This is a genomic window from Photobacterium leiognathi, from assembly GCF_030685535.1.
Classification (GTDB): Bacteria; Pseudomonadota; Gammaproteobacteria; order Enterobacterales; family Vibrionaceae; genus Photobacterium; species Photobacterium leiognathi.
This window is the reverse complement of the sequence record NZ_CP131601.1, coordinates 968,980-993,192: the sequence shown is the minus strand read 5'-3', so window position 1 is coordinate 993,192 and position 24,213 is coordinate 968,980. Positions and strand designations below refer to the sequence as shown.

Below are 24,213 nucleotides of genomic sequence, written 5' to 3'. Positions count from 1 at the left end.
TATTTTATATACGGGTAATCTCTACTATGGCGAGCGTTGGACTCTTCTTTGGTAGCGACACAGGTAATACCGAAGCTGTCGCTAAAATGATCCAGAAACAACTTGGCGACAAGCTAGTTGAAGTAAAAGATATCGCAAAAAGCAGCAAAGAAGATATCGACAATTTTGATCTGTTACTACTAGGTATCCCTACTTGGTACTACGGTGAACCACAATGTGATTGGGATGACTTCTTCCCAGAGCTTGAGCAAATTGATTTCTCAACCAAGCTAGTGGCTATCTTTGGTTGTGGTGACCAAGAAGATTACGCAGAATACTTCTGTGATGCGATGGGTACTGTACGTGATATCGTTGAAGGTCGCGGTGCAACTATCGTTGGTAACTTCTCAACAGAAGGTTTTGAGTTTGAAGCATCAAAAGCTCTTGTTGATGACAACCACTTCGTAGGTCTATGTATTGATGAAGATCGCCAACCAGAGCTAACAGCACAACGTGTTAAGCAATGGGTTGATCAAATTTATGATGAAATGTGTCTAGCAGAACTTGCTGACTAATCATAGATACATCAAAAAAACGCGCTTGTTAGCGCGTTTTTTTATATCTCATAAACACTCATTATTCTGTTGTTTGCTCTTCAACATCCAGATGATTTCGATATTCTGGTTTCTTTCTCACATACAAGGTTCGTTGTACTTGTGATACCAACTCCCCTTTGTTATTCAGTACATTGACCGTAAATGAAGGAAAATATTTATCGCCATGCTGTGTCGCCAGCTTAATCGCTTCAATGCATTGTTCTGAAATCACAAAGTCGGCTGTTAAATCGCTATCGCCAGGCTGAATAAAGTTAATACTCGCCTGTTTATCCCAAATAAAATATTGCTGACCTAAAATCCCCATTAGCATTAATGAGTACATCGGATCGGTTAACGAGAAGATACTACCGCCATATTGAGTACGGTTAGCATTCTTATTCCACCAGCGTAATTTTAACCTTACTTTAACAGTTCGGAAATCATCACTGATAGATACAATTTTAATTCCAGCCCCCCAAAACGGCGGCCATAAATTCAGTGCATATTTGACCACACTTGGCTTATAGACGTTAAACAATGTAAAAGCCCCCATCTGGTACGATGAGTTTATGCTTACATATTTTTTACATATATTCAAACACTAGAAATTATACATATCTCCTAGATTCCAGAACTTTTAAGGTTTATTGTTATCCTTGCGTCACTTATAATGGATAGAAATGAGAAAGACTACTGCAACACTTTTTTGCGGATAGCCAATAGGAAATTTTGATGTCAGATAATAATCATGCGCTAAAACAAGCAGGCCTAAAAGTTACTCTTCCACGCCTTAAAATTTTGGAAGTACTGCAAGAACCTGATTGCCAACATATCAGTGCTGAAGACTTGTACAAAAAACTTATCGATATTGGCGAAGAAATTGGCCTTGCGACAGTTTACCGTGTATTAAACCAATTCGATGATGCTGGCATTGTTACGCGCCATCACTTTGAAGGTGGTAAGTCTGTATTTGAACTTGCAACTCAACACCACCACGATCACCTTGTTTGTTTAGATTGTGGCAAAGTGATCGAATTTTCAGACGACATCATTGAAGAACGCCAAAAGCAGATTGCAGCAAGCTTTAATGTTCGCCTAACTAACCACAGCCTGTACCTATATGGTCACTGTATGAAAGGCGATTGTAATACCGATGATACGCTGCACGATCCAAAATAAATAATTAGAAGAAGCCAGTGACTGTTCACTGGCTTTTTTATTGATACATAAATCACCTTTCAAACATTGTTACAATTAACAACAAGCCCTTTTGTTATTTTCCGCTTATATCTATCAGTCCGCATTGTTTATATGGACGTTATAGATGAACGTAAAACCTCTCGCATTAGCACTAATAACCACTTTTTCTTTATCAAGTCTAATTTCAACGGCTAATGCATGTACCCGTGTTCTTTGGGAAACAAAAGATCATGGTACGTTTGTATCTCGCACCATGGATTGGTCTGAATCGACAAACCCTTATCTTGCAAGCTTTCCTCAAGGCACAAAGTATTCTACGCACTTAAGCCACGAAAATATGGTCGCCTCTAAGTACGCAGTTACAGGTATTACTGCTTATGGGGTCATTCTTGACGGCGTTAACTCAGAAGGACTTTCTGGTAACGTGCTATACGACGCTGATATGGATTTAGGCAAAGATAATAATAAGCAAACTGATGGCGCAATTACCTACCTTCGCCACCTACTTTCTCAATATAAAACGGTTGAAGAAGTCGTAAAAGCGGCTGCGATTATGGCTCCCAATGAAGAGCTAATTGATGGGGTCCCAATCCGTATAGCCCTACATATTTCTTTCCAAGATCCTTCTGGTGATAGCGCTATTTTAGAATGGCGTGATGGTAAGCCACAAATTTGGCATGGTAAACAATACACAGTGATGACCAATCAGCCAGGTTATGCCCAGCATCTTGCTAACGTTGAACGCTCTGCGCGTGGTTGGGGTGAGCAAGAAGAGCAATGGAGCCAAACCAATCTTGGGACGGGGGGAAATACCAACCCAGAGGATCGCTTTATCCATGCCACCTACTTTTCGAAACATTTAACAGAACCAAGCAGCATTACTAACGGCATTGTGAAACTAGACTCTACGATGTTCCGTATTCCTCACGATGCCCCTAACCGCCCTATAAACGGCAAAATGGCAGGCTATGCAACGGAATACTCGGTTAATCGCCATCTGCAATCTGGCGAGACATTTATCCGCTACCAGTGGGGAGATGTGTACACACAATTTAAGTACAACACTCAACAGATCCAACAATCAAATAAGCTGATCTTCTTTAAAATCAGCAGCTCAGATCTGATGGGAGATATTACTCAGCAAGTCATTGATTCCGGTCGTAGTATTAATACTGAAACCAGTCACTAAACACCAATAAAAAAGCCGCATCACAAGATGCGGCTTTTTCTTAGCATAAAATCAACAATAATAATTATTCGCCAATTTTAGCCCAAGTATCACGTAGACCTACAGTACGGTTAAAGACTAGATGCTCAGGGCTTGAGTCTTTGTTATCCGCACAGAAGTAACCCATACGCTCAAACTGGAATGCTTTTTCAGCTTCAGCAGCAACCAATGATGGCTCAACAAAACCGTTCACTACTGTTAGTGATTCAGGGTTGATTACTGATACGAAATCATCCGCTGCACCTGGGTTTGGCACTGTAAATAGGCGATCGTATAGGCGAATTTCAGCAGCAACACCCGCTTCTGCTGATACCCAGTGGATAACACCTTTTACTTTACGGCCATCAGCTGGGTTCTTACCTAGCGTTTCGTTATCGTAAGTACAGAAGATAGTTGTGATGTTGCCTTCTGCATCTTTTTCGATACGTTCAGCTTTGATCACGTAAGCACCGCGTAGACGTACTTCTTTACCAAGTACTAGACGCTTGTACTTCTTGTTACCTTCCTCACGGAAATCTTCACGCTCGATGTATAGCTCACGGCTAAACGGCACTTCACGAGAACCCATTTCTGGTTTGTTCGGGTGATTTGCAACAGTTAGCATTTCTGTCTCACCGTCAAAGTTTTCAATCACAACTTTAACAGGATCAAGCACTGCCATTGCACGTGGTGCGTTTTCGTTTAGATCATCACGAATACAAGATTCTAGTGAGCTGATCTCGATAGTGTTATCTTGCTTAGTCACACCGATACGCTTACAGAATTCACGCATAGATGCTGGTGTAAAGCCACGACGACGTAAACCAGAAATTGTTGGCATACGTGGATCATCCCAACCATCAACCAATTTCTCAGTTACAAGTTGGTTTAGCTTACGCTTAGACATCACAGTGTATTCAAGGTTTAGACGGCTAAACTCGTACTGGTGCGGTGTACAATCGATAGTGATGTTTTCAAGAACCCAATCGTATAGACGACGGTTGTCCATGAACTCAAGTGTACAGATAGAGTGCGTAATGCCTTCTAACGCATCAGAAATACAGTGCGTGAAGTCATACATTGGGTAAATGCACCACTTGTCACCTGTTTGGTGGTGAGTAGCAAAACGTACACGGTAGATCACTGGATCGCGCATAACCATAAATGGTGATGCCATGTCGATCTTCGCACGAAGACACATTTTGCCTTCTTCAACTTCGCCATTCTTCATTTTTTCAAATAAGGCTAAGTTTTCTTCAACGCTACGATCGCGGTATGGGCTATGCTTACCTGGCTCTGTTAGTGTGCCACGGTACTCACGCATCTGCTCTGGACTTAGCTCATCAACATACGCTAAGCCTTTATTAATTAATTCAATTGCGAACCCGTATAGCTTATCGAAGTAGTTTGATGAATAACAAATCTCACCGCTCCACTCAAAGCCCAACCAGTTAACATCGTTCTTAATAGACTCAACGTATTCGATGTCTTCTTTCTCAGGGTTTGTATCATCAAAACGAAGATTACATTGGCCCTGATAGTCCTGAGCAATACCGAAGTTCAAACAAATAGATTTCGCATGACCGATGTGCAGGTAACCATTTGGCTCCGGCGGGAATCGGGTATGTACGCTTGTATGTTTGCCACTTGCTAAATCCGCATCAATGATTTGGCGGATAAAGTTAGTTGGACGAGCTTCAGATTCACTCATCAATTACACCTCGTGTGCTTACAGGATTGAGAACTGTATATGATCCATAAATATGGCTCATGACTCAACAAATAGTATGCATTGTTTGTCGATATGGATAAAAAAACTCCGCTATCACAGAGTTTATATGTCGACACTATACATCAATGCACTAATTTGGCGCATTAAAAACATGTCCATTAATAAGATAGCCATGATTTTGGTCGAACATAATGAAAAAAGTGTATGAGGCTCTCCCTCATCGACTTATATTTAAAGGCTTACAGTGTAATTACATACTATTAATTATAGTGATGTTACACGGCTGAAACGTTTACCGTCTGCGCTTACTGCACGGATTTCAACTTTACCCGAAACACTTGGTTGTGCTTTCGCATTGTAAGTGTTCCACGTTTTACCAGCATCTGTTGAGTATTGTAGCGTTAGGCCAGGCATACTTACGTTCATTGCAAGTTTACCGTTTTCAATTTTCGCACCAGGTACTGGTACACGGTATTGAACGCCAGCAGCATCTAGTTTAGCTAATTCACGTTGACCAAGAACGTTTGCGAAACGCTCCCACTCATTGTGAAGGGCTTTCTTGTTCACTAGATCTGATTTTTGTGAGTACTCAACACCTGCTTTGTACTCGTTCTCCCACTCACCTTTGTGCCATGCACGCTCAGCAGCTGCTAGTACGCGAGGGAATACCATGTATTCGTATTGCTCGTCGTTACCTACTGTTTCACTCCAAAGCTGCGCAGATAGACCATGGAAGCCTTTTGATTCAACAGTACCTTTACTCGCAAAACCATTGCCATCACGATCTAGTGATGTTTCAGCATTTTGAGGTAAGTTTTCAGGTGCGAAACCAAACATCTTACGGGTATCTGTTGCACGTGTTGCCCAGTAGTAACCACGCTCTGATGGATCTACTTCGTATGGCATGTCCATGTATACGTAGTCAGGGTTTGAAACAACAACATCGTAGCCCTTGTTAGCCCACTCGTATGCTGATGCACCACCGCCCCAGTATAGAACGTCCCAGAAGTTTACACGTACGTTATCAGTGTCAAACGCTTTCGCATCTTTCGAGTACTTCAAGCCGTCTTGCCATGCTTGGAAGTTTTCAATGCCTTTACCGTTTACGATTTCACTTACACGCTCAGCAAAGTAGCTTGGTAGGTGGTCGAAATCACTTACCTTACCTTCTGCAATCACTTTCTGACACATTGGTGATTTCGCATATGGCTTATCTTGCTTAGATTGATCAATCGTACCCGTCCACGCCGTTTGCTCTGCCGCGTTGATGTCTTGGAAGCCTGCATTTAGCTTAATGTTCTTCGCTTCATCACCACCGAAGTGCCATGTATTTAGCGGCATACCTGCTTCTTTGTGCATTGATTGGATTTCAGAAATCACTTTATCAACGAACTTAACTGATGAATCCATACATGGGTTGATGAAGCTACGCTTGTCGTAGAACTGAACCGTTGTTACGTTTGATGTATCTTGTGGATCCATCAAGCGGTACTCGTTCGCTTCTTCCATCTTACCTTCAGCTGCAAGACGCTTGTAACGCGCTTCCATTGCTACAACCGCTGCACGTGCGTGAGCTGGCATATCAATTTCAGGGATCACTTCGATACCACGTGCTTTCGCATATTTTAAGATATCTAGGTAATCTTGCTTGCTGTAGAAACCTGAACCGAAGTTATCAGACGTTGGGCCTGAACCTAGTTGAGGAAGTAGACAGCTTGTTTCTGATAGATCGTGACAACGCTTACCACCGATTTCTGTTAATTCTGGTAGACCCGGAATTTCGATACGCCAACCTTCATCATCAGATAGGTGGAAGTGGAATTTGTTCATCTTGTACGCTGCCATTTGATCTAGCGTACGTAGGATCGCTTCTTTTGAGTGGAAGTTACGACCCACATCGACCATCACACCACGGTAATCAAAACGTGGTGCATCCAATACGTTTAATGTTGGAATGCTGTTCTCTGCACCTGTCGACATCAGTGAGATAAGAGACTGCATACCGTAGAACGCACCTTGGTTATCAAAACCAGTAACTGTTGCGCCTTTCTTCGTTACGTCTAGCTTGTAAGCACCAACAACTTGCTGATCTTTCTTAAATGAACCCGGTAGGATCGTCACTATCACTGGGTATTCACCCTGCGCGTTTACACCTAGTTGTGCTAAACGCGCATCAACTGCTGCCATCATGTCAGCAGGTAGTGTTAGGTTGTCGATCTTAATCCCGTTCGCTAGCGAAACCGTGTCGCCTGTTAGCTTAGTGCTTAGTGGAGTCGGTAGAATTGTACCTGCCACTTCTTCAGATGCGATTAGGTTAACGTCACTGTTTTTCTCAAAACGTGTTTCTGCAGTTGCTAATACGTTGTTGTCAGCTTTAACACGCTTGAATTGATCACCTTTTAATGGTGTTAGGTAATCAGCTGGATTTGCTGTGTCTGTGCTAACGATTGTTTTTGGCTCTGCGTTACCTGCTGTTACGTAGGCACGTGGCATGTAATCGTTTTCAAAAAGCGTCCAATATTCACCGATGTAAGGGATAACAACCTTCTCACCTTCAGCAAAACCGTCGAACTTATCCGTTGGTTCAATAGTGTGAAGATCGCCCGTTACGTGAGTAATTTTAAATTGATCGTTTTGAACTTCTAGGATCTGGCGAATGCTGCTGAAATAAATTTTCCAGTCTTTGCTTGTTACCGCTGGACCATTATTTTCCAACGTTAAATTAATTAGGTCACATGATGCCCATTCTGCACCTAGTGTTTTACATTGTAAGCCTTCTTCAGCGCCATGCTGAATAGCCACTTCGTAGTTAACATCTAGGTTTGACGCTAGGTTATTAACAACAGTTTGATCATTATTTCCTTGAGTTGCACAACCAGTCACCGCTAGTGCAATAAAAGATGCTAACGCCGTAAGTTTAATAGTCATGATATATTCCTTTCTCCCGATATCTCTTCTAAAAAGTGAAGAGAAAATCAATACGAGCCCAAACGTTGGGTACTCAAAATGCTTGCCTTATTTTTTCACTGGTGAAAATAATAAGGCTGGTTAAATTATAAAGGTATTACTGTGTTACTTAATTACTTGAGGGTTCAGGTAATTATGGAAGTTTTACAGAAGATAGGTCTTCTGATGCTGGGATTTTCTTCATTTCGCCAGCAACGATTTCAGCTAGAGGACCTAGGATAACCTGAAGGTTATTTGAACCTAGTTTAACTACACCCATTGCACCTAGCGCTTTCAACGTTTTTTCGTTAGCAAGACTGCTGTCTTTTAGCGTTAAACGTAGGCGCGTGATACATGCATCGATGTTTTCTAAGTTACCGTGACCACCTAGTGCTTTTAGGTACTGTTTCGCTAGCTCACCAGTTTCTGCTGAACCTGCAGCTGCAGAAGTCTCTTCTTCGTCGTCTTCACGGCCAGGCGTTTTAAGGTTGAACTTAACAATCGCGAAGCGGAATACGAAGTAGTAGATGAAGAAGAATGCAATACCTTGAACAATCAGCATGTACCACTGAACAGCTAGTGGGTTGCGTGATGACAAGAACATATCAACTAGACCTGCAGAGAAACCGAAACCTGCAATCCACTGCATAGATGCTGCGATGTATACAGATAAACCTGCTAGTGCTGCGTGAATCACGTACAGTACTGGTGCTAGGAACATGAATGCGAATTCTAGCGGCTCAGTAACACCTGTGAAGAATGATGCGAAACCAGCAGCTAGTAGTAGAGATGCTACGCGCTCTTTGTTCTTAGCTTTAGCTGTGTGGTACATCGCAAGTGCTGCACCTGGTAGACCAAACATCATGATTGGGAAGAAACCAGCTTGGTACATACCAGTGATACCTGGAGTTGCTGTACCTTCAGCAATAGATTTCGCACCGCCTAGGAAGTTAGGAATATCGTTAATACCTGCAACGTCAAACCAGAATACTGAGTTTAGTGCGTGGTGTAGACCCACAGGAATTAGTAGACGGTTGAAGAATGCGTAGATACCCGCACCTACAGAACCCATACCTTGGATGCTTTCACCAAAATGTACTAGACCGCCGTAGATTGATGGCCAAATGAACATCAAGATACCAGCAATAACAATACCAGCAACAGATGTTAGAATTGGTACCAAACGCTTACCACTAAAGAAAGCTAGTGCTTTATGTAGTTCTACGCTAGAGAAACGGTTGTACAACTCAGCTGATACGATACCTACTAGGATACCTACGAATTGGTTATTGATTTTACCAAATGCAGCTGGAACTGCGCTTGGGTCAATACCTTGGATTTGCGCTACAGCACCCGGTGCTAGTAGTGTAGTTACCACAAGGAAACCAACGAAACCAGAAAGTGCTGCTGCACCATCTTTGTCTTTAGACATACCGTATGCAACACCTACTGCAAACAGTACAGACATGTTATCAATAATTGCGGCGCCTGCTTTGATTAAGAACGCAGCTAGAGCAGAGTTTGCACCCCAGCCGTTCGGGTCAATCCAGTAACCGATACCCATTAAGATTGCCGCTGCAGGAAGTACTGCAACTGGCACCATTAATGCCTTACCTACTTTTTGAAAATATCCAAGAATATTCACCCTTAGTTCCCCCTATGGTTTTCTTAGATGCGATTTGAATAACTGTTTTATGGCTATCCGTTTAAGTTATTCGCAGTTTAAGAAATTAATTTCGCCCCGCAAATTAAAAGCTCACCATTTGTGATCTCAATCACCGACGGAGGTCAGAACTGAGTGATTTTGCTAGCTCGATCATAAAACTTATTTTATCATTCGAAACAAAGGCGCTATGTCGCTAAGATTTTTCCTGTTTTAACTTTCTTCAACGAGGTATCAACGTGAGACTAATCCCGCTTAATAACGCTAAAGATGTTGGTTTATGGTCAGCGCGCTACATTGCAGATCGCATCAATAAGTTTGAACCTACAGCTGAGCGTCCATTCGTTCTTGGTCTGCCAACTGGTGGTACACCACTTGCAACTTACAAGCGTCTTATTGAGCTATACGAAGCTGGCGAAGTAAGCTTTAAGCATGTTGTTACTTTCAACATGGATGAGTACGTAGGCATGCCTGCAGATCACCCAGAATCATACCGTAACTTCATGTACAACAACTTCTTTAACCACGTTGACATCCAAGAAGAGAACATCAACCTTCTTGACGGTAACGCAGAAGATCACGTTGCTGAGTGCCAACGTTACGAAGATAAGATCAAATCTTACGGTAAAATCAACCTATTCATGGGTGGCGTAGGTAACGACGGTCACATCGCATTTAACGAGCCTGCATCTTCTCTTGCTTCTCGTACACGTATCAAAACACTAACGCACGAAACGCGTATTGCTAACTCTCGTTTCTTCGATGGCGATATCAACCAAGTACCTAAGTACTCGCTAACTATCGGTGTTGGTACACTACTTGATTCTGAAGAAGTAATGATTCTGATCACTGTCCACAACAAAGCGCAAGCACTAGAAGCAGCTGTTGAAGGTAGCGTAAACCACCTATGGACTGTATCTGCACTTCAGCTACACCCTAAATCAATGATTGTTTGTGATGAGCCAGCAACGCAAGAGCTTAAAGTGAAGACAGTTAAGTACTTCCAAGAGCTAGAAGCTGAGAACATCAACCACCTTTAATCATCCATTAAAGTGGTAATATTACGCCGTCAATATTGACGGCGTTTTTATTTCTATCTAAAAAAGCCCATTTTGATAACCATCACCTTCACTCTTTTATAAACTGCACTAAAAACTACTGACAATCCGAACATTTATAAGACCAATCGCTACTAACACCATAATCCCTTAGTTTTAGTGACCAATGCCACAGCTCAAGCAGGCGTAATCCTCGATAACTTTCTTTTTGCAACAACACAGGTATATTACCTTGAAGGCTGTTGTATACATAAAAAGACACACACAGCCCATCAACACTAATAACAATGAATAGAGACAGTGTTGATGACTAGGGAACGTATTGAATGCAGTGAACATCAGGTAGTAACGAACCTGATGTATACTGCCTCATTCAAACGACATTATTAACAGTGAAAATGAGCAGAACTAATTATGACAGGCGGACAAATTGGTAATGTTGATCTTGTAAAACAGCTCAATAGTGCAGCTGTATATCGATTGATCGACTTACAAGGCCCTATTTCACGTATTCAAGTCGCAGATGTTAGTCAGCTTGCACCTGCGAGTGTTACGAAAATCACCCGCCAGTTACTTGAACGTGGACTAATCAAAGAAGTCGCACAACAAGCATCAACCGATGGACGACGAGCAATATCGTTGACGACTGAATCAGCGGCATTCCACTCTATTGCTGTACGAATTGGTCGGAATTATATCGAAATCACCCTTTATGATTTAAGTGGTACCCATATCACAGGTACTGCTCACCCATTCTCTTATTCCGATCAACAAGCTTTGACTGATGGATTAATTGAACATATCCAAAACTTTATCAACAATAACCAAAATGTAATGAAAGAATTAGTTGCATTTGGTATTGCGCTGCCAGGTTTGGTTAACCCTGAGCATGGTATTGTTGAATATATGCCACATATTGATGTTCATGATTTCCCATTAGCAGACATTATTAACAAACAGTTTGGTGTTATTTGTTTTGTCGGTAATGACATTCGTGGTCTAGCATTGGCTGAGCACTACTTTGGCGCAAGTCGTGATTGTAAAGATTCAATCTTAGTCAGTGTGCATCACGGTACAGGGGCTGGGATCATCGTTAATGGTCAAGTATTCCTTGGATACAACCGTAACGTTGGGGAAATAGGTCATATTCAGATCGATCCACTGGGTGATAAATGCCAGTGCGGTAACTTTGGTTGTTTAGAAACCGTCGCAGCTGATCCTGCAGTGGTTAAACACGTACAGCACTTACTTGACCAAGGCTACCCTAGCTCACTACAAGAGTTAGAAGATCTAACGATGCCAGCTATTTGCGATGCGGCTGTTAAAGGGGATGCACTGGCAACTCAAGCACTTATCAGAGTGGGTAATCAGCTTGGTAAAGCCTTAGCAATGACGATCAACTTGTTTAACCCACAGAAAATTATTCTGGCGGGTAATATTACTCAAGCGCAAGACATTGTTTTTCCTGCGATCCGTCGTTGTGTTGAAACACAATCATTATCTAAGTTTAACCAAGGGCTCCCAATTGTGGCATCAGAGCTTTATAACCAGCCAACTATTGGTGCGTTTTCAATGATTAAGCGTGCCATGCTTAACGGTGTGTTATTACAGCGATTATTAGAAGACTAAACACCACATTAAGTTCATAGCAACACAAAGGGGTGTATTGTTTAATACACCCCTTTGTGTCATTGGCTATAGACAATTGACAACCACACTATCTTGCAAGGATGTTGTACAAGATATGGAATTTATCTACATAATTACGGCTTTTATCATTGGTTTTATCGCATTACGCTGCAAACTTCCGCCTCTTGTTGGATTTCTTGTTGCAGGTTTCAGCCTTAATAGTTTTGGATTAAACTCAACACCCGCTTTAGACACCCTCGCGGATTTAGGTGTCACCCTACTTCTGTTTACCATCGGCCTTAAATTAGATGTTAAATCACTACTGAAAAAAGAAGTCTGGGGCGGTGCAACCTTACATAACCTACTTTCTACTTCTTTATTCACCCTTTGCTTATTAGTATTAAAGCAACTTGGCTTAACCATGTTTAGCGACATGGACTTTAGCCAACTTATTCTTATTGGTTTTGCGCTGTCTTTTTCTAGTACTGTTTTTGCTATCAAGCTATTACAAGAAAAAGGCGAGCTAAACGCCAAATACGGTACTGTGTCTATCGGTATTCTGGTTATGCAGGATATCTTTGCCGTTATCTTCCTTACGATTTCTAGTGGCAAAATGCCAGAAATCTATGCCCTTGGTTTATTCGCTTTACCACTACTAAGACCTTTACTGTACAAAATCTTAGATAAAGCTTGTCACGGTGAAATTTTAGTGCTTTACGCGATTACCCTTGCGTTAGTACTGGGTGCTTGGTTGTTTAAGTCGGTCGGTATGAAACCCGATTTGGGCGCACTGGTCGTCGGCATGTTGATGGCAGGACACCCTAAATCATCTGAAATGGCAAAATCATTATTTAACTTTAAAGAGCTACTACTGGTTTGTTTCTTCTTAAACATTGGCCTTTCAGAAACCCCGACCATTAACGGTCTATTAATGGCATTTGTCTTATTACTGTTGTTACCACTAAAAGGCATCTTGTATTACGGCGTTTTCCACTTATGTCGCTATCGCGTACGTACTTCTATGCTCGCTACCCTCACTCTATTTAACTACAGTGAGTTTGGTTTAATTGTCGGTGGCGTCGCTTATAAAATGGGACTACTGCCCGGCACTTTCTTAGTCGCGATTGCTATTGCTGTTTCGTTCTCATTTTTGCTAGCTGCACCACTCAATAGCATGAGCCACAAGCTTTATACTGAAGCTTCGAAGTGGCTAAAAGAATTTGAACCCGAAAAGTTAAATGCCGACGATAAATTGATCGATCTTGGTCAATCAAAAGTGTTGATTCTTGGTATGGGGCGCATAGGTACAGGGGCTTACGATGAATTGCAAGCTCGCTACGGCAAGCAAATCATCGGCGTTGAAACCCGCGAAGAATCAGCAGAGCAGCAACGTAAAGAAGGCCGTAACGTTATTCAAGGCGATGCCACTGACCCTGATTTCTGGGCCCGTGTGATCAGTAAAAAACGCATTAAACTTATTTTACTAGCAATGCCACATAGCCAAGCTAACGTCTATGCACTAGAGCAAATCAAAGCACGTGACTTTAAAGGAAAAATTGCCGCGATTGCTCAGTATAACGACGATGAAGAATTGTTGTATGAACAAGGTATTGATGCCGCATTTAATATTTATAGCGAGGCAGGTAGTGGTTTTGCTCGTAATGTGTGCGATCACTTAAAGCCTGACATCACGCCACTGCAACCTTAAGCTCCTCAGTATCACCTTATTTCGCAGCTAAAAATAAACAGTACCCACCATTACTGTTTATTTTTTTAAAATAAAAAGCCAAACCAAATAGAAAAAATTCAGTTAAAAATGCTTTTACTGAATATTATTCACCTAATACGTTTTAATTTAATGGATTGAAGATTTTTTATTGCAATTCTCCTCAGAATACGCAATTTTAACAATCAAAGAGAAACGCACAAATTAAAAAAGTTTTGTTTTCATTATTCCTACTTTTTAATTACAACTCGTGTTTCCGCATTTATGGATATAAAAAGATATAACGTTGGAGTGATTTTACTATGTGTTCAGTATTTGGGATCCTAGACATTAAGAGCGATGCAGCGGCATTGCGCCCTATCGCATTAGAGATGTCGAAAAAGCTTCGTCATCGTGGTCCTGACTGGTCAGGTATTTACTCATCAGATAATGCAATCCTTGCTCATGAGCGTCTTGCGATTGTTGGCTTAAACAGTGGTGCACAACCGCTATATAGCCCAGATAAAAAATTAATTCTTGCGGTTAACGGTGAAATCTACAACCACAAAGAAATCCGTGCTCGCTACGAAGGCAAATACGAATTCCAAACAGATTCAGACTGTGAAGTGATCCTAGCCCTATACCAAGACATGGGCGAAGCCCTACTTGAAGAGCTAAACGGTATTTTCGCATTCGTACTGTACGATGAAGAAAAAGACACTTACCTGATCGGTCGTGACCACATTGGTATCATCCCGCTTTACCAAGGTTACGATGAACATGGTAACTTCTATGTTGCTTCTGAAATGAAAGCACTTGTACCTGTTTGTAAAACCGTAAGTGAATTCCCTCCTGGTTGTTACTACGGCAGTGCAGATGCAGAACCACAGCGCTACTACATTCGTGATTGGAACGAATACGCAGCAGTTCAAGGTAATACCACCAGCAAAGAAGAACTAACTGAAGCACTAGAAGCTGCCGTTAAACGCCAGTTAATGACAGACGTACCTTACGGCGTACTACTATCAGGTGGTTTAGATTCATCTATCACCTCTGCAGTGGCTAAACGTTTTGCCGCAATGCGTATTGAAGATGATGAAAAATCAGCAGCATGGTACGTACAACTTCACTCATTTGCTGTGGGTCTTGAAGGAGCACCGGATCTAAAAGCCGCTCGTGAAGTTGCTGATCAAATTGGTACCGTTCACCACGAAATGACATACACCATTCAAGAAGGTCTAGATGCCATTCGTGATGTGATTTACCACATTGAAACTTACGATGTAACGACAATCCGTGCTTCTACCCCAATGTTCCTAATGGGTCGTAAGATAAAGGCAATGGGTATCAAGATGGTACTTTCAGGTGAAGGCGCAGATGAAATCTTCGGTGGCTACTTATACTTCCACAAAGCGCCAAACGCGAAAGAGTTCCACGAAGAAACAGTACGTAAGCTACTTGCGCTTAACATGTTTGACTGTGCACGTGCTAACAAATCACTAGCGGCATGGGGTGTTGAAGGTCGTGTACCATTCCTAGATAAAGAATTTATCGATGTAGCAATGCGCCTAAACCCAGAAGATAAGATGTGTGGTAATGGCAAGATGGAGAAACACATCCTTCGTGAGTGTTTTGAACACTACCTACCAGAATCTATCGCATGGCGTCAAAAAGAGCAGTTCTCTGATGGTGTAGGTTACAGCTGGATCGATACCCTAAAAGAAGTGGCAGAAGAAAAAGTAACAGATCAACAGCTTGAAACTGCGGCTTATCGCTTCCCTTACAACACACCAACAACCAAAGAAGGTTACGCATACCGTGAGATCTTTGAAGAGTTGTTCCCACTAGAAAGTGCGGCAAAATGTGTACCGGGTGGTCCATCTATCGCTTGTTCAAGTGCCAAAGCCATTGAATGGGATGAGAGCTTTAAGAACGCGGCAGATCCATCAGGTCGTGCAGTGGCTGCAGTTCACAACGAAGCTTACAAAAAATAATCTTGCTCTAAATTGCAGATAATAAAAAACCGCCATCATCGGCTAACACCTATCACTTAAGAAATTGATTGGTTGCACGATCTTTCAGATAGTTAAAAATACCCTCAGTTTTGCAAAACTGGGGGTATTTTTTATGTTGTCACATTGGCTCATTGATGTAGATGCGTTTGCAGCACCAGAATCACTCTCATTATTTCAAAGAGACTTACCTCTTGAGTGGATTCAACAAGCATTAGATGAAACCAATAAGGCCAGTATACGCAGACGAAAATTACCTGCGGAATTGGTTGTTTGGTTAATCGTTGGAATTGGCCTATATCGTAATAGATCGATAACCGATGTCTTGAATAAACTTGATTTGCAATTATCGCGATCACAAGGTGATTCTATTGCACCAAGTGCTATCCCTCAGGCGCGAAAACGATTGACAGCACAGCCTCTAAAAGCACTTTTCTCACTCACTGCCAAATATTGGACGAAAGCCGAAGATAGCGGAGACACATGGAAAGGCTTACGCCTTTTCTCTGTCGATGGAACTCAATTTAGAAGTCATGATACTCCAGAATTAGCGAGTCACTTTCAGTATGTCAAACACGGTAAGATACAGCATACAGAATACCCTATCGTCAGGTTATGTGCTTTATGCTCCCTTCGTAGTCGATTAATACACAACGTAGCATTTGGTCCCAGCAATATTGGTGAAGAGAACTATGCTAAACAGCTTATATCCTCAATAACGCCAGATTCTTTAACTATTTTTGACCGATGTTATCTTGGCGCCGAGTTGATGATTAATTGGCAACGTCAGCATGATTCGAGTCATTGGATGACTCCAATTAAATCAAATACGCGATATACCGTCATTAAGCAGCTTGATGAAGCAGGACGAGATTTGATTGTAGAAATGGATGTATCCAAATATGCAAGAGCTAAAGACCCAAGCCTTCCTGAAAAATGGCAAGCTCGATTAGTGCTTTATCCAGAAAAAACTCAAAAATATCATATCCAAGGGCTTCTTACTTCCTTAGTTGGTGAGCATTATAGCTATCAAGCTTTGCTTGATGTTTATTTCGAACGTTGGGAGATAGAAAACAGTTATGGTGAAATAAAACATGACATGCTTGAAGATGAAATATTATTGCGTAGTCAATCAGTAGAAGGTATTGAGCAAGAAATATGGGGAATATTGATAGCTTATAATCTTGTTCGCTTAGAAATAAGTAGAATAGCGGCAGAAGCGAATGTTTCACCATTACGGATAAGTTTTATGATGGCGTTAAGAGATATTCAAGATGAATTAATGTGGTGTGCCATCGCTTCGCCAGGTTCAATTCCTCAAAAACTGAGAGCAATGAGAAAACAAGTAAAGCGTTACATATTACCTGAAAGAAAAAAACGGCCCAAGCAGAGAGCCGTTCGTATCAATAAAACTCGTTATCCAGTTCGTTCCAAACACCTTAAGTGATAGGTGTTAGCCATCATCGGCGGTTTTTTTATATTCATAAGAAACTTAACGTTCCCAGTATGCTTCTTCCAAGCTATCTTCACGCTCAGGTAAGCCACGAGATAAACGTGGTGAGTATTGAGCCAATACTTCATAGCTCACACGGTTTGAATATAGACAAACCTGAGAGAACGATGAGTAAGTTAGGAAAGAATATTGATGCTTACTTGAATTTGGCACGTTTTCTTTGTGGTAACGGTTTGCAGACATATCGTGCAGCAACGCAGATAGTGCGCCATCACCAGCACCGTTCGTATTCTTAATGCGCTCAGGACCGCCCATGTATGGTGCGATGTGTGAGTACACCTTGATTGGGTTTTCACACGCATCTTTTAGCATTGGACGACTAAATTCGTAGCGGTTAAATTCTGCAATTTCACCTGGAAGTAATGGAAGGCTTGTTTCGCGCTTCGCATTTTCTTCCGTGTAACCTGCCGTATAAAGGCCAACAGGACCCGCAGTACATAGCACAAGATCAACCCACTCTAGCGCTTTATCAGCCGCTAATAATGGATCTGATTCACCTGTTAGCGCTTCGCCTTCATCTTCGTTCATCGCAACAAGGGTTACGTTATCGCGAAGGAAGTCACGCCACCATTGAGGATCGTCTTGGATCACGAACTTAGTACCCAAAGTTAATACTACTGGCACATCGTATTTCTTCGCATATTCAATTGCGCGCATTGTTGCAGCAGGCATTGGATCGCCAGGCTTACAACGAACTAAATAAGCAGTAAGAACAAGTGCAGAGGCATTTTCAAATACACACTCAGGGATGCTTTCTGGTGCTAGTTGGTTCATCTTACCTTCGTTGATAGCAAACGTACGTTCACCGTCTTTAGAGATAAGAGCAAAACAACGACCAATAGGACCCTCAACAGGCTGTAGGTAGTTCATGTCCATACGGCTTGATGTGTTACATAGGTAACGGTAAGCGTAGCTACCGATCTCAATGTCTTTACTCATCACGCCAAGAAGAACAGATTTGTCATCCGCTAACACAGAGTAGTTGTGCAGGGTGTTACCAATCGTGCCACCAGCAAATTCGTGGGTAACAAGATTGTTTTCTTTTAATTCTTGATATAACGCTTCTGCTTTCTCGTCAGTAATAACCAATGAATGGCCTTTACTTAACTCGTAACGTTCCAGGAATTCATCATCCACATAAGCTTCAATATCAACCAGTGTTTGGTCAATACCGACAACGTGAGTGCGAGCTAAACGTTTTTCTTGTTTAGTTTGACTTAAAAGTGGATCGCGAGCATGTACAGGGAAGTAATGCTTAGATTTTCGTTGGCCTGGAAATTTCATGTCTATGCGCTATCAAGTTGTAAATTTTGCGAATTCTATCACAGAATATAGAACATAAAAGCAAAAGCTCTCATTCGTTTTGCGATATATCAATACAAATGAGAGCGTAAACGTTATCGTCTGAGGAATTTTTCAGAAACCGATCAACAATTACCAACCTTGAACGTGTTGTTTCACCAAGCTTTCCATCATAGCGATGTGAGCTTCATCGTCATTAAGGCATGGGATCAGATTAAATTCGACACCACCAGCTTCAATGAACACTTCTTTACACTGCTCAGCAATCTCTTCTAATGTCTCTAAACAGTCCACCGAGAAAGCCGGACACATCACATCAAGGCGTTTAACCCCTTTTTCAGCTAACGCTTTAATGGTGCCTTCGGTATAAGGCTTTAACCACTCTTCACGGCCGAAAATAGACTGATAACTCATGCTCATTTTTTCACGCGGCATCGCTAGTGCTTGCGCTAATAATTCCGTTGTGCCGTTACAGTGATCAGGGTATGGGTCACCATTATCAGCGTAACGCTTTGGAATACCGTGGTATGAACATAATAGATAATCAGGTTCTCCTTTCTCTGCCCAAACCTTTTTCGCTGAATCTGCTAACGCCGAAATGTAATCAGGATGATCGTAATAATGATTAATAAAGCGCAGCTCAGGAATGTAAGGCATCGACTTAAGATCTTTTGCTAAACGATTAAATACCGCAGCTGTTGTCGTACCTGAATATTGAGGATACAGCGGCAACACGACGACTTTATCGCAACCTTGCTGTTTTAACGCTTCTAAACCCGATTGAATGCTTGGATTACCGTAAGTCATTCCTAAGGCTACAGGTACTTGTAAAGCATCTTGTAGGGCTTGTTGCTGGCGCTTGGAATACACCATCAACGGTGATCCCTCTTCCATCCATACCGTCTGATATAACTTCGCTACTTTAGGAGAGCGAATAGGCAAAATCACACCATGTAAAATTGGGCACCATAACCAGCGGGTCATATCAACCACACGCTTATCATGTAAAAATTGAGATAAAAATTGTTTTACCCCTGCCGCCGTTGGTGTATCAGGCGTACCAAGGTTTACTAACAATACACCGTATTTATTGTTGTCTTTATTCATCGGTCTTTCGCTCTTTTCTATCCTAAACAAAGCATTCAGATCTATAGGAGATATTCTGTAACCCAACCTAAACGAACATTCATCGCTATTGGATCACACTAACTTTAAAAGACTCATCCAAGCCTTTATTTAAGACTATACCCAAACACTTCGAATATAGCCCTATTATTAAAACCAAAAAAAACGGGCAATACCAATAGGCAGGCCCGTTTTTTCTCATTGTTATAGACTATCTATATAGCCAACAATAATATTAAGCTAATGCTTTTTCTAGCGCAGCGCTAACTTCAGCAACAGGTAGTGTACCGTCGAACTTAAGGTACTTAGTGTTACCTGCTTCTGCTTCTTTACCGTAGTACTCGATAAGTGGTGCAGTTTGCGTGTGGTATACGTTTAGACGTGCACGTACTGTTTCTTCTTTGTCATCTTCACGGATAACAAGATCTTCACCAGTTACGTCATCTTTACCTTCAACCTTTGGTGGGTTGTATACAGCGTGGTAAGTACGACCTGAAGGAAGGTGAGCACGACGACCCGCCATACGCTCAACGATCACATCGTCAGCAACGTCAAACTCGATAACGTAATCAACGTTAACGCCGTTTTCTTTTAGACCATCAGCCTGAGGAATAGTGCGTGGGAAACCGTCTAGTAGGAAGCCTTTTGCACAGTCTTCTTCAGCAATACGCTCTTTAACAAGACCAAGAATGATATCGTCAGATACCAATTGACCAGCATCGATCACTGATTTCGCTTGTTTGCCTAGCTCAGTACCTGCTTTGATAGCAGCACGTAGCATGTCACCAGTTGAAATTTGAGGAATACCAAACTTTTCCATGATGAATTGAGCTTGAGTACCTTTACCTGCACCTGGAGCGCCCAGAAGGATGATGCGCATTGTGATCCCCTTTAATAGAGTGGAATTTTGCAAAAAAGTGAAAATACACTGATTAAGACAGACTCGCAAGCCCAGTACAATCACTGGGCTGCGTTTACATGCTTTATCAGAATAGTATTTGATATATGTAAGTTATTTGGTTATTTAATCAGCAACTTGTTAATTGCAGCAAGGAACTGAGATGGGTCATCCATCGTACCGCGCTCTGCTAACATTGCTTCACCTAGCAAGAATTCCACCCAGCGGCTGAACACTTCTTCATCCGCTTCATCTGCCATTTTCTTAACTAACGCATGCTCTGGGTTTAGCTCGAAGATGTATTGTACTTCTGGTGCTTCATGGCCTGCCGCTGCTAGCAGCTTCGCCATTTGTGTACCCATCTCATGTTCATCAGTGACCACAACCGCTGGTGTGTCGTGAAGTTTGAACGTTGCACGTACATCTTTCACACGTGAACCAAGGTAACCTTTCGTACGCTCAACCACTGAAGCAAATTCTTTTTCTGTCTCTTTTTGCTTTTCTTTCGCTTCTTCATCATCGAAGTTAGACAGATCAAGATCTGATTTCGTGATCGCTTGGAACAGCTTACCTTCAAATTCTGGTAAGTGACCCATTAGGTATTCATCAATACGATCGTACATCAGAACCACTTCCAAACCTTTAGCGCGGAATTGCTCTAGGTGTGGGCTGTGTTTTGCAGCATTGAAGTTATCCGCCGTTAGATAATAAATCTTATCTTGGCCTTCTTTCATGCGGCTTACATAATCAGCTAATGATACCGTTTGCTCTTGCGCATCATTTTCTGTTGAGCTGAAACGAAGTAAGTTAGCGATCTTGTCACGGTTTGCAAAATCTTCCGCTAGACCTTCTTTTAATACCTGACCAAACTCTTTCCAGAATGTTTGGTACTTCTCAGCATCGTTCTTCGCCATGCGCTCAAGCATTTGCAGAACACGTTTAGTACATGCTTTACGTAGGGCTTGAGTCACTTTGTTATCTTGCAGAATTTCACGTGATACGTTCAGTGGCAGATCATTTGAGTCAATTAAGCCGCGAATAAAACGTAGGTAGGTTGGCATGAACTGTTGCGCGTCATCCATAATGAACACACGTTGTACATACAGTTTTAAGCCATGCTGGCCATCACGGTTATTTAAATCCCACGGTGCTTTAGATGGAATGTATAACAGACTAGTGTAATCTTGCTTACCTTCAACGCGGTTGTGTGCCCACGTTAATGGCTCTGCGTAGTCATGTGCTACGTGGTTGTAAAACTCTTTGTATTCTTCTTCGCTGATGTCCGACTTATTGCGGGTCCAAAGCGCTTGGGCTTTGTTAATTTGATCCCACTTAGTCCCTGTTACATTGCCTTCTTCATCCTTTTCTTCTGTTTGGATGAACACAGGAATACCAATGTGATCAGAATATTTACCTACGATTTCACGTAAGCGGTACTCATTTAAAAATTCTTTTTCATCTTCACGTAGGTGAAGAATAATATCAGTACCACGAGTTGGCTTAGTGATGTTCTCAATGCTGTAGTCACCTTCACCCGCTGATTGCCAGCTTACCGCTTCGTCTGCCGCCGCACCTGCTGCACGGGTATTGACTGTTACAGAATCAGCCACAATAAATGCAGAATAGAAGCCAACACCAAACTGACCGATCAATTGTGAGTCTTTACTCTCATCTTCTTTTAGCTGAGCAAAGAACTCTTTCGTGCCCGATTTTGCAATAGTACCTAGATGCTCAATCACTTGTTCACGTGTCATACCGATACCATTATCACTAATAGTTAAGGTACCTGTTTGCTCATTAACAGACAGCTTCACACATAAATTTGAATCGTCACCGTACAAATCAGATTGAGACAATGCTTTAAAACGTAACTTATCTGCTGCATCCGAAGCATTTGAGATCAATTCACGTAAGAAAATCTCTTTATTTGAGTAAAGTGAATGGATCATCAGATGAAGTAACTGTTTTACTTCTGACTGAAAACCACGAGTTTCCTTATTTTTATCAACTACTTGCTCGCTCATCTTAACACCCCAAAAATTTGTTAGTGGTTATTTTTAAGATAAATATGGTCAAACGGTATAATTTCAACCTAAAATAACACGTTTTTTACTTTTTAGATTTTTTCATATTCGGTTTTATATTTTTTAGATTCAGAAAATATTCAGCAAACTTATAGAACAATGAATATCTGAGTACCATTGCTAAGGTTAAGTAAATGCTTACACATGCAAAAAAGTTTTTAATCGGTAAACGATTTATCTTTGATCCAAACGATAATAGTTTGATTGATAAACTGGAAAATAATGAATTAATCCGTTTGGGTAGTAACGAAAGCCGTGCGCTAAGTCTGCTTATTGAAGATCCAAGTGTCATTATTACCCGTCAGCGTATTCATGATTATGTATGGCGAGAGCAAGGCTTTGAAGTTGATGACTCTAGCTTAACTCAGGCAATTTCAACTTTACGTAAAGCATTAAAAGACTCAACAAAATCCCCTGCTTTTGTAAAAACTGTGCCTAAGCGTGGTTATCAAGTCATTGCGACGGTTGAGCCTTATTTGGGCGAAGAAAAAGATGAAGTTACTGAGTCACTTAGCACAACACCTTCTGTAGATGTCGAGAACACCATCGACAACCCTGCTATGACGGGTGATTCTGAACATACGGTTGATACGCTAGAAGAAACTGAAGAAGCACCATCTGACAAAATAGCTGAAAGATCAAAAACACAGTTAAGCTGGTTAGGTTGGGTTGCGTTAATTATCGCATTAATTCTACCGGTGGCTGTAAACATCAGTATGCCGCCAAAATCAGCAGCATTTCGTCCGTTACTCCAAGTAGAGGGTATTACCGTCTACACACCGATCAGTAATCCTGTGGTTAAAGATTGGAATGATATGATCAGTGGCTGCGTCTCTAGCTACTTACGAAATCATAAGAATGAAGGGAAACCGACTGAAGTTATCGTAACAGGTGGACAGAACAATCAACTGTACTTGAACTATTTACATAGCAGTACAGTACCTATGGAAAATATCACCTTACGTTTACTTACCAGCCATGAGGATAATACGAAACTATGTCAGTAAATACATCCTTAACACTGCCGCAAGTAATTCGTAAATACTGGCCCTTTGGTGTTCTGGCATTATCAATTGCTATTTGTAGTTGGGTTTATTTTTCAACCGATTACAAGCAAGAACAATTGCTAATGTCACGTGAATGGCAAAGTACAACCTTTAGCCGTATTGAACCAACCCAGCTTGAGAGTTTAGGAACGCTACGTAAAGTCAAACAAAGCAGTAATATGGTGTATTTACCCAACCATACTTACTCACGCATTACGATGTTAGAGCTTTACAGTGAAAACCCGAAACCATTAACGATTCATATTTCTGAATCTGGTCGCTGGGATGTCAGCGGTGGCTATCTACTCACTGAGCCAACTGAATTTAAAGATGTGACTTCAGGAACAAACATGGATTTTGACAACAAGCAACTGAATGTTGTTAAAGACATTTTTAGAATGAATGCGCAAGAAAGCCGACGTATCGATGTAATTAACAAAAATTCGCTACTATTAACCAGTTTAACCTACGGCTCAAATATTCTTTATTCGCTCTAATTGTTTATGTAAGAGATAACG

General features: G+C 41.5%; 18 protein-coding genes. 10 read left to right on the top strand and 8 right to left on the bottom strand.

Annotation, left to right across the window (positions count from 1 at the left end; genetic code table 11):
* The first annotated feature begins 26 nt into the window (after positions 1-26).
* The gene (gene fldA / locus Q7674_RS11815) at positions 27-554 is read left to right on the top strand and encodes a flavodoxin FldA (RefSeq protein WP_008986535.1); all 528 of its coding nucleotides are present in this window, start codon (positions 27-29) and stop codon (positions 552-554) included.
* A 61-nt stretch (positions 555-615) separates the two neighbouring features.
* On the opposite strand, the gene Q7674_RS11810 is transcribed toward fldA, so the two are convergent.
* Positions 616-1,113 (bottom strand): DUF4442 domain-containing protein, encoded by a 498-nt coding sequence (locus Q7674_RS11810; RefSeq protein ID WP_008986534.1) that lies wholly within the window; start codon positions 1,111-1,113, stop codon positions 616-618.
* A gap of 194 nt (positions 1,114-1,307) precedes the next feature.
* Between Q7674_RS11810 and fur the strand changes: the two genes are divergently transcribed.
* Positions 1,308-1,754, top strand: a complete 447-nt coding sequence (fur, locus tag Q7674_RS11805) for a ferric iron uptake transcriptional regulator (protein ID WP_008986533.1) — start codon at positions 1,308-1,310, stop codon at positions 1,752-1,754.
* 145 nt (positions 1,755-1,899) lie between these two features.
* Positions 1,900-2,964 carry a linear amide C-N hydrolase gene (locus Q7674_RS11800; RefSeq protein ID WP_045065384.1) on the top strand — a complete coding sequence of 355 codons (1,065 nt, stop codon included), beginning with the start codon at positions 1,900-1,902 and terminating at the stop codon, positions 2,962-2,964.
* 64 nt (positions 2,965-3,028) lie between these two features.
* Here the strand turns inward: Q7674_RS11800 and glnS are convergent, their stop codons facing one another.
* From glnS to nagE, 3 genes are all read right to left on the bottom strand, one after another.
* On the bottom strand, positions 3,029-4,693 hold the full coding sequence (gene glnS / locus Q7674_RS11795) for a glutamine--tRNA ligase (protein ID WP_008986531.1): 1,665 nt from the start codon (positions 4,691-4,693) through the stop codon (positions 3,029-3,031).
* Positions 4,694-4,978: 285 nt separating this feature from the next.
* Positions 4,979-7,642 (bottom strand): beta-N-acetylhexosaminidase, encoded by a 2,664-nt coding sequence (locus tag Q7674_RS11790; protein ID WP_045065386.1) that lies wholly within the window; start codon positions 7,640-7,642, stop codon positions 4,979-4,981.
* A gap of 172 nt (positions 7,643-7,814) precedes the next feature.
* Complete coding sequence (gene nagE, locus Q7674_RS11785; RefSeq protein WP_008986529.1) at positions 7,815-9,305, bottom strand: N-acetylglucosamine-specific PTS transporter subunit IIBC; 1,491 nt, start codon at positions 9,303-9,305, stop codon at positions 7,815-7,817.
* Positions 9,306-9,562: 257 nt separating this feature from the next.
* Between nagE and nagB the strand changes: the two genes are divergently transcribed.
* From nagB to Q7674_RS11760, 5 genes are all read left to right on the top strand, one after another.
* Positions 9,563-10,363, top strand: coding sequence for a glucosamine-6-phosphate deaminase (nagB, locus tag Q7674_RS11780; RefSeq protein ID WP_305423826.1), 801 nt, complete (start codon positions 9,563-9,565; stop codon positions 10,361-10,363).
* Positions 10,364-10,795: 432 nt separating this feature from the next.
* On the top strand, positions 10,796-12,010 hold the full coding sequence (gene nagC, locus Q7674_RS11775; RefSeq protein WP_305423824.1) for a DNA-binding transcriptional regulator NagC: 1,215 nt from the start codon (positions 10,796-10,798) through the stop codon (positions 12,008-12,010).
* Positions 12,011-12,125: 115 nt separating this feature from the next.
* The gene (locus Q7674_RS11770; RefSeq protein WP_305423823.1) at positions 12,126-13,718 is read left to right on the top strand and encodes a cation:proton antiporter domain-containing protein; all 1,593 of its coding nucleotides are present in this window, start codon (positions 12,126-12,128) and stop codon (positions 13,716-13,718) included.
* 320 nt (positions 13,719-14,038) lie between these two features.
* Positions 14,039-15,709 carry an asparagine synthase B gene (gene asnB, locus Q7674_RS11765; protein WP_305423821.1) on the top strand — a complete coding sequence of 557 codons (1,671 nt, stop codon included), beginning with the start codon at positions 14,039-14,041 and terminating at the stop codon, positions 15,707-15,709.
* A 133-nt stretch (positions 15,710-15,842) separates the two neighbouring features.
* The gene (locus Q7674_RS11760; RefSeq protein ID WP_045066500.1) at positions 15,843-17,174 is read left to right on the top strand and encodes an IS4 family transposase; all 1,332 of its coding nucleotides are present in this window, start codon (positions 15,843-15,845) and stop codon (positions 17,172-17,174) included.
* Positions 17,175-17,219: 45 nt separating this feature from the next.
* Here the strand turns inward: Q7674_RS11760 and Q7674_RS11755 are convergent, their stop codons facing one another.
* From Q7674_RS11755 to htpG, 4 genes are all read right to left on the bottom strand, one after another.
* Positions 17,220-18,524, bottom strand: coding sequence for an inosine/guanosine kinase (locus tag Q7674_RS11755; protein WP_045065985.1), 1,305 nt, complete (start codon positions 18,522-18,524; stop codon positions 17,220-17,222).
* 150 nt (positions 18,525-18,674) lie between these two features.
* Entirely contained in the window at positions 18,675-19,649 is a 975-nt protein-coding gene (gene hemH / locus Q7674_RS11750; RefSeq protein WP_045065984.1) for a ferrochelatase, read from the bottom strand.
* 253 nt (positions 19,650-19,902) lie between these two features.
* On the bottom strand, positions 19,903-20,547 hold the full coding sequence (gene adk, locus Q7674_RS11745; RefSeq protein ID WP_008986522.1) for an adenylate kinase: 645 nt from the start codon (positions 20,545-20,547) through the stop codon (positions 19,903-19,905).
* A 140-nt stretch (positions 20,548-20,687) separates the two neighbouring features.
* Positions 20,688-22,589: a molecular chaperone HtpG gene (htpG, locus tag Q7674_RS11740; protein WP_045065982.1), complete on the bottom strand. Its 1,902-nt coding sequence runs from the start codon at positions 22,587-22,589 to the stop codon at positions 20,688-20,690.
* 194 nt (positions 22,590-22,783) lie between these two features.
* Here htpG and Q7674_RS11735 point away from each other — a divergent pair, with 194 nt between their 5' ends.
* Positions 22,784-23,656 carry a transcriptional regulator gene (locus tag Q7674_RS11735; RefSeq protein WP_045065980.1) on the top strand — a complete coding sequence of 291 codons (873 nt, stop codon included), beginning with the start codon at positions 22,784-22,786 and terminating at the stop codon, positions 23,654-23,656.
* Positions 23,647-24,192 (top strand): regulatory protein ToxS, encoded by a 546-nt coding sequence (locus tag Q7674_RS11730; RefSeq protein ID WP_023933035.1) that lies wholly within the window; start codon positions 23,647-23,649, stop codon positions 24,190-24,192. Before Q7674_RS11735 ends, Q7674_RS11730 begins: the two co-directional genes overlap by 10 nt.
* The last annotated feature ends 21 nt before the right edge of the window (positions 24,193-24,213 follow it).

Coding starts and splice junctions, on each gene's coding strand:
- Q7674_RS11770 (WP_305423823.1), top strand. CDS start 12,126: ATGGAATTTATCTACATAATTACGGCTTTTATCATTGGTTTTATCGCA.
- Q7674_RS11790 (WP_045065386.1), bottom strand. CDS start 7,642: ATGACTATTAAACTTACGGCGTTAGCATCTTTTATTGCACTAGCGGTG.
- Q7674_RS11755 (WP_045065985.1), bottom strand. CDS start 18,524: ATGAAATTTCCAGGCCAACGAAAATCTAAGCATTACTTCCCTGTACAT.
- asnB (WP_305423821.1), top strand. CDS start 14,039: ATGTGTTCAGTATTTGGGATCCTAGACATTAAGAGCGATGCAGCGGCA.
- fur (WP_008986533.1), top strand. CDS start 1,308: ATGTCAGATAATAATCATGCGCTAAAACAAGCAGGCCTAAAAGTTACT.
- Q7674_RS11800 (WP_045065384.1), top strand. CDS start 1,900: ATGAACGTAAAACCTCTCGCATTAGCACTAATAACCACTTTTTCTTTA.
- hemH (WP_045065984.1), bottom strand. CDS start 19,649: ATGAATAAAGACAACAATAAATACGGTGTATTGTTAGTAAACCTTGGT.
- fldA (WP_008986535.1), top strand. CDS start 27: ATGGCGAGCGTTGGACTCTTCTTTGGTAGCGACACAGGTAATACCGAA.
- Q7674_RS11735 (WP_045065980.1), top strand. CDS start 22,784: ATGCTTACACATGCAAAAAAGTTTTTAATCGGTAAACGATTTATCTTT.
- Q7674_RS11730 (WP_023933035.1), top strand. CDS start 23,647: ATGTCAGTAAATACATCCTTAACACTGCCGCAAGTAATTCGTAAATAC.
- Q7674_RS11760 (WP_045066500.1), top strand. CDS start 15,843: ATGTTGTCACATTGGCTCATTGATGTAGATGCGTTTGCAGCACCAGAA.
- htpG (WP_045065982.1), bottom strand. CDS start 22,589: ATGAGCGAGCAAGTAGTTGATAAAAATAAGGAAACTCGTGGTTTTCAG.
- glnS (WP_008986531.1), bottom strand. CDS start 4,693: ATGAGTGAATCTGAAGCTCGTCCAACTAACTTTATCCGCCAAATCATT.
- adk (WP_008986522.1), bottom strand. CDS start 20,547: ATGCGCATCATCCTTCTGGGCGCTCCAGGTGCAGGTAAAGGTACTCAA.
- nagC (WP_305423824.1), top strand. CDS start 10,796: ATGACAGGCGGACAAATTGGTAATGTTGATCTTGTAAAACAGCTCAAT.